1 protein-coding gene is annotated in these 5,510 nt (G+C 74.8%); it reads left to right on the top strand.

Annotated features, from left to right (window positions below; all coding sequences use genetic code 11):
• Nucleotides 1-5,510 (top strand): SDR family NAD(P)-dependent oxidoreductase (locus AB0H12_RS45055; protein WP_499632911.1); only part of this gene is annotated, 5,510 nt, incomplete at both ends.

Below are 5,510 nucleotides of genomic sequence, written 5' to 3'. Positions count from 1 at the left end.
GGTTGGGGTCGGTGAAGTCGAACATCGGTCATACGCAGGCCGCGGCCGGTGTCGCGGGTGTGATCAAGATGGTGATGGCGTTGCGGCACGGTGTGTTGCCGAAGACGCTGCACGTGGACGAGCCGACGCCGCACGTGGACTGGACGGCCGGGGACATCCGGCTGCTCACCGAACCGGTCGCGTGGCCGGGGACCGGACGTCCCCGGCGTGCCGCGGTGTCGTCGTTCGGGATCAGCGGGACCAACGCGCACGTCGTGCTGGAGCAGGCGCCGGACCCGACCGGGGCGACCGCGGACGTCGAGCTGCCCTGGCTGGTGTCGGCGAAGAGCGAACCCGCGCTGCGGGAGCAGGTCCGGCGGGTGCGGGAGTTCGCCGCGCAGCACCCGGACGTCGGCATCGGCGGTGCGCTGGCCGGTCGGACGAAGTTCCCGCACCGGGCGGCGATCCTCGGCTCGGACGTGGTGTCCGGGATGGCGGGTGCGGCGGACCGCACGGTGTTCGTGTTCCCGGGTCAGGGCGCGCAGTGGGTCGGGATGGGCCGCGAGTTGTACGCGGCGGAGCCGGTGTTCCGCGACGCGGTCGACGCGTGCGAGCGGGCGTTGGCCCCGCACGTCGACTGGTCGTTGGTCGAGGTCCTGGACGGCGGCGAGCTGGACCGGGTCGACGTGGTGCAGCCCGCGTTGTTCGCGGTGATGGTGGCGTTGGCGCGGCTGTGGCAGTCGGTCGGGGTCGAGCCGGACGTGGTCGTCGGCCATTCGCAGGGCGAGATCGCCGCCGCGCACGTCGCGGGCGCGTTGTCGCTGGAGGACGCCGCCCGGGTGGTCGCGCTGCGGAGCAAGGCCCTGGTCGCGATCTCGGGCCGGGGCGGGATGGTGTCGCTCGGCCTGTCCGCCGACCGCGCCGCGACCTACCTGGCGCGGTGGGGCGAGCGGCTGACCGTGGCGGTGGTCAACGCGCCCGGCTCGGTGGTCGTGTCCGGTGACACGGACGCGCTGGACGAGCTGCTGGCTGCGGCCGACGACGTCCGCGCCCGCCGCCTGCCGGTGGACTACGCCGCCCACTCAGCCCAGGTCGAGACCATCCGGGACCGGCTCCTGGCCGACCTCGCGGACATCACGCCGTCGTCCGCCCGGATCCCGTTGCACTCCACGGTGACCGGCGAGGTGATCGACACCGCCGGGCTCGACGCCGCCTACTGGTACCGGAACCTGCGCGCCCCGGTGCTGTTCGAGCAGGCCGCCCGCGCGCTGCTGGCCGAGGGCTCACCGGTGTTCGTGGAGATCAGCCCGCACCCGGTGCTGGTGCCCGCGCTGGAGGAGCAGGACGCCACGACGAGCGGCACGCTGCGCCGCGACCGGGGAGGGCGAGCCGACTTCCTGGCCGCCGCCGCACGGCTGTTCGTGCTGGGTGTGGACGTCGACTGGGGCGTGCCGGCGCCCGCGGTCGGCCTGCCGACGTACCCGTTCCAGCGGGAGCGCTTCTGGCTGGCGCCGGGAGGAGCCGGCGACGTGTCCGGCGCGGGCCTCGACCCGGTCGACCACCCGCTGCTCGGCGCGTCCGTCGAGCTGCCCGGTGACCGGGCCGTGGTGCTGACCGGCACGGTGTCCACGGCCACGCACCCGTGGGCGGCCGACCACGCGGTGCTGGGCGCCGTGCTGCTGCCCGCGACGGCGTTCGTGGAACTGGTCGCGCACGCGGCCGGGGTCGTCGGCTGTGCGGCGGTCGAGGAGCTCGTCCTCGAATCGCCCCTGGCGCTCGACGGGGCCGTGCGGGTGCAGGTCGTCGTCGGCGTGGCGGACGAAACGGGCCGCCACCCCGTGGAGGTGCGGTCCCAGGGACAGGACGACTGGGTCCGGCACGCCACCGGCGCGCTCGCCCCCGAACCGGTCGCCGCACCGGCGTTCCCGTCGAGCTGGCCACCGGCCGGCGCGCGGCCCGTCGACGTGCGGGACCTCTACGACACGTTGGCGGGCGCGGGCTACGAGCACGGTCCGGCGTTCCAGGGCGTGCGTGCGGTGTGGCGTGCGGGCGGCGAGGTGTTCGCCGAGGTCTCCGTGGACGACGCCGCCCGCTACGGCGCGCACCCCGCCCTGCTCGACGCGGCCTTGCAGCCGTTGGCGCTGCTGGCCGGAGAGACCGGCGAAGTGCGGTTGCCGTTCTCCCTCACCGGGATCACGGTCCACCGCACCGGCGCGTCGACCGCCCGGGTCAGGTTGTCGGGCACGGCCACGGCGGGCTACACCGTCGCGCTCGCCGACGAGTCCGGCGCGCCGATCGTCACGATCGGCTCGGTCACCACGCGCCCGGTGGCACGTCAGGCCGACGACGCCCTGTTCGAGCTCGGCTGGCTCCGCCGCGACGGCGACGCGACCGCACCGGACCGGGTCGTGGCGCCGGGTTCGGTCGAAGAGGCGCTGGAAGTGCTCCAAGCCTTCCTCGCCGAGGACGGCGACGGCCGGTTGGTCGTGCACACCCGCGACGCGGTGGCGGCCACGCCCGGCGACCACGTGGACGACCTCGACGGCGCGGCCGTCTGGGGCCTGGTCCGCGCCGCGCAGGCCGAGCACCCCGGCCGCTTCGTCCTCGTGGACACCGACGACTCGCCGCCGGTCGTCCTCGACGACGAGGACCAGCTCGCCGTCCGCCGCGGCGTGGTCCACGTGCCCCGGCTCGTCCGGACCACCGCGCACGCGGCCGTCACGGGTTCGCTGGTGGAGCCAGGCACCGGCAACCTGGACGACCTGGTGTTCGCCGAGGCCCCGGAGGCCGCCTTGCGGCCGCACGAGGTGCGGGTCCGGGTGCGGGCGGCCGGGCTGAACTTCCGCGACGTCCTGATCGCGCTGGGCGTCTACGGTCCGATCGTCGGCTCCGCCGGTGGCTCGACCGCCGCTGGGCTCGGCAGCGAAGGCGCGGGCGTGGTCACCGAGGTCGGCTCGGCCGTCACGGGGTTGCGGGTCGGCGACCGGGTGCTCGGGCTGCTGTCCGGCGCGTTCGGACCGAGCGCGGTCGCCGATCACCGGGTGCTCGCGCCGGTGCCCGCCGACTGGACGTTCAGCCGGGCCGCCGCCGTGCCGGTGGTGTTCCTGACCGCGTGGTACGGCCTGGTCGACCTCGGCCGGGTCGGGGCGGGCGATCGGGTGCTGATCCACTCGGGCGCGGGTGGTGTCGGCATGGCCGCGATCCAGCTCGCCCGGCGGCTCGGCGCGGAGGTGTTCGCCACGGCGAGCCCGGGCAAGTGGGACGTGCTGCGCGGCTTGGGCTTGGCCGATGACCACATCGCGTCGTCGCGGACGCTGGAGTTCGAGCAGCGGTTCCCGCGGGTGGACGTGGTGCTCAACTCGTTGGCCGGCGAGTTCACCGACGCCTCGCTGCGGCTGCTGGCCGACGGCGGCCGGTTCGTCGACATGGGCAAGGCCGACATCCGCGACGTGCCCGGCTACCGGGCGTTCGACCTGGCCGAAGCGGGCCCCGAGCGGCTCGGCGAGGTGCTGGCGGAGGTCGTGCGGCTGCTCGTCGCGGGCGACCTGCGGGTGCCGCCGATCACCGCGTGGGACGTCCGGCGGGCGCGGGAGGCGTTCCGGCACATGAGCCAGGCCGGGCACGTCGGCAAGATCGTGCTGACCGTCCCGGCCCCGCTCGACCCGGACGGCACGGTGCTCATCACGGGCGGCACCGGCGCGCTGGGTCTGGCGGTGGCCCGCCACCTTGTCACCGCGCACGGCGTGCGGAAGCTCGTGCTGGTGAGCCGGTCCGCTGCCGCGCCCGTCGACCTCGACGGCGCGGACGTCACCGCCGTCGCGTGCGACGTGAGCGACCGGGAGGCGTTGGCCGGGCTGCTGGACGGGATACCGGACCTGACCGCGGTGGTGCACGCGGCCGGGGTGCTGGACGACGGGGTGATCGAGTCGCTGACCCCCGAACGGCTCGCCGGTGTGCGTGCCGGGAAGGCCGATGCCGCCCGGCACCTGCACGAGCTGACCCGACACCTCGACCTGAGCGCGTTCGTGCTGTTCTCCTCGGCCGCCGGGGTGCTCGGCAGCGCGGGGCAGGGCAACTACGCCGCCGCCAACGCCTACCTGGACGCGTTGGCCGAACACCGCCGCCGGCAGGGCCTGGCCGCGGTGTCCGTGGCGTGGGGGCAGTGGGCGCAGGCCGGCGGCCTGACCGGGCAGCTGGCCGACGCCGACCGGCGGCGCTTGGCGCGGTCCGGGGTCGTGCCGCTGTCCACCGAGCACGGCCTGGCCCTGTTCGACGCCGCCCTCACCGCGCCCAAGCCGACATTGGTGGCCGCCGGGCTCCGGGTGTCCGCGTTGGGCGACCGGCCGGTGCTGCGTGCGCTGACCCGTCGTCGTCCCGCCCGGACGTCAGGGGTGGCGCGGGAACTCGGCGCGTTGCCCGAAGCCGAGCAGCGCGCGGCCCTGCTGGAGCTGGTCACCACGCACAGCGCGGCAGTGCTCGGGCGCGCGGACGGTGTCGACGCCGACCGGGCGTTCAAGGACCTGGGGTTCGACTCGCTGACCGCCGTGGAGCTGCGCAACCGGCTGGCTGCCGCGGTCGGGGCCCGGTTGTCGGCGACCATGACGTTCGACCACCCCACGCCGGCGAAACTGGTCGACTACCTGCGGGAAGTGCTGCTCGGCGCGGCGCGGCGGACCGTCGCGCCGGTCGCCGCGGCCGGCGCCGACGACCCGATCGTGGTGGTGGGCATGGGGTGTCGGTTCCCCGGAGGTGTCGGTTCGGCGGCGGACCTGTGGCGGCTCGTGGCCGAGGGCGTGGACGCGATCGGCGACTTCCCGGCGGACCGGGGCTGGGACGTGGCGGCGCTGTACGACCCGGACGGCGGACCCGGCACGACCTACACCAGGTCCGGTGGGTTCTTGGCGGACGCGGGCGGGTTCGACGCGGGGTTCTTCGGGATCTCGCCGCGTGAGGCGTTGGCGATGGATCCGCAGCAGCGGGTGTTGCTGGAGACGGCGTGGGAGGTGTTCGAGCACGCGGGGATCGACCCGACGTCGTTGCGGGGCAGCCGGACGGGTGTGTTCACGGGTAGTTGGGCGTCCGGGTACGCGGGCGGTGTGGACCAGGTCTCGCGGGACGTCGAGGGTTACCTGGCCACCGGCACGGCGACGAGCGTGACCTCCGGGCGGGTGTCGTACCTGCTGGGTCTGGAAGGCCCGGCGCTGTCGATCGACACGGCGTGCTCGTCGTCGCTGGTGGCGATGCACTTGGCCGCGCAGGCGCTGCGGTCGGGTGAGTGCGACTTGGCGTTGGCGGGCGGTGTGACGGTCATGGCCACGCCGGCGAGTTTCGTGGAGTTCTCGCGGCAGCACGGCCTGTCCGCCGACGGTCGCTCGAAGTCCTTCTCCGCCGCCGCTGACGGCACGAGTTGGGGTGAGGGTGCGGGTCTGGTGCTGCTGGAGCGGTTGTCGGATGCGCGTCGCAACGGTCATCGGGTGTTGGCGGTGGTGGCGGGTTCGGCGGTGAACCAGGATGGGGCGTCGAACGGGTTG

Origin of the sequence: Actinosynnema sp. NPDC023794 (assembly GCF_040639675.1) — a bacterium.
Classification (GTDB): Bacteria; Actinomycetota; Actinomycetes; order Mycobacteriales; family Pseudonocardiaceae; genus Actinosynnema; species Actinosynnema luteola.
This window is presented reverse-complemented; position numbering and strand designations above follow the sequence as displayed.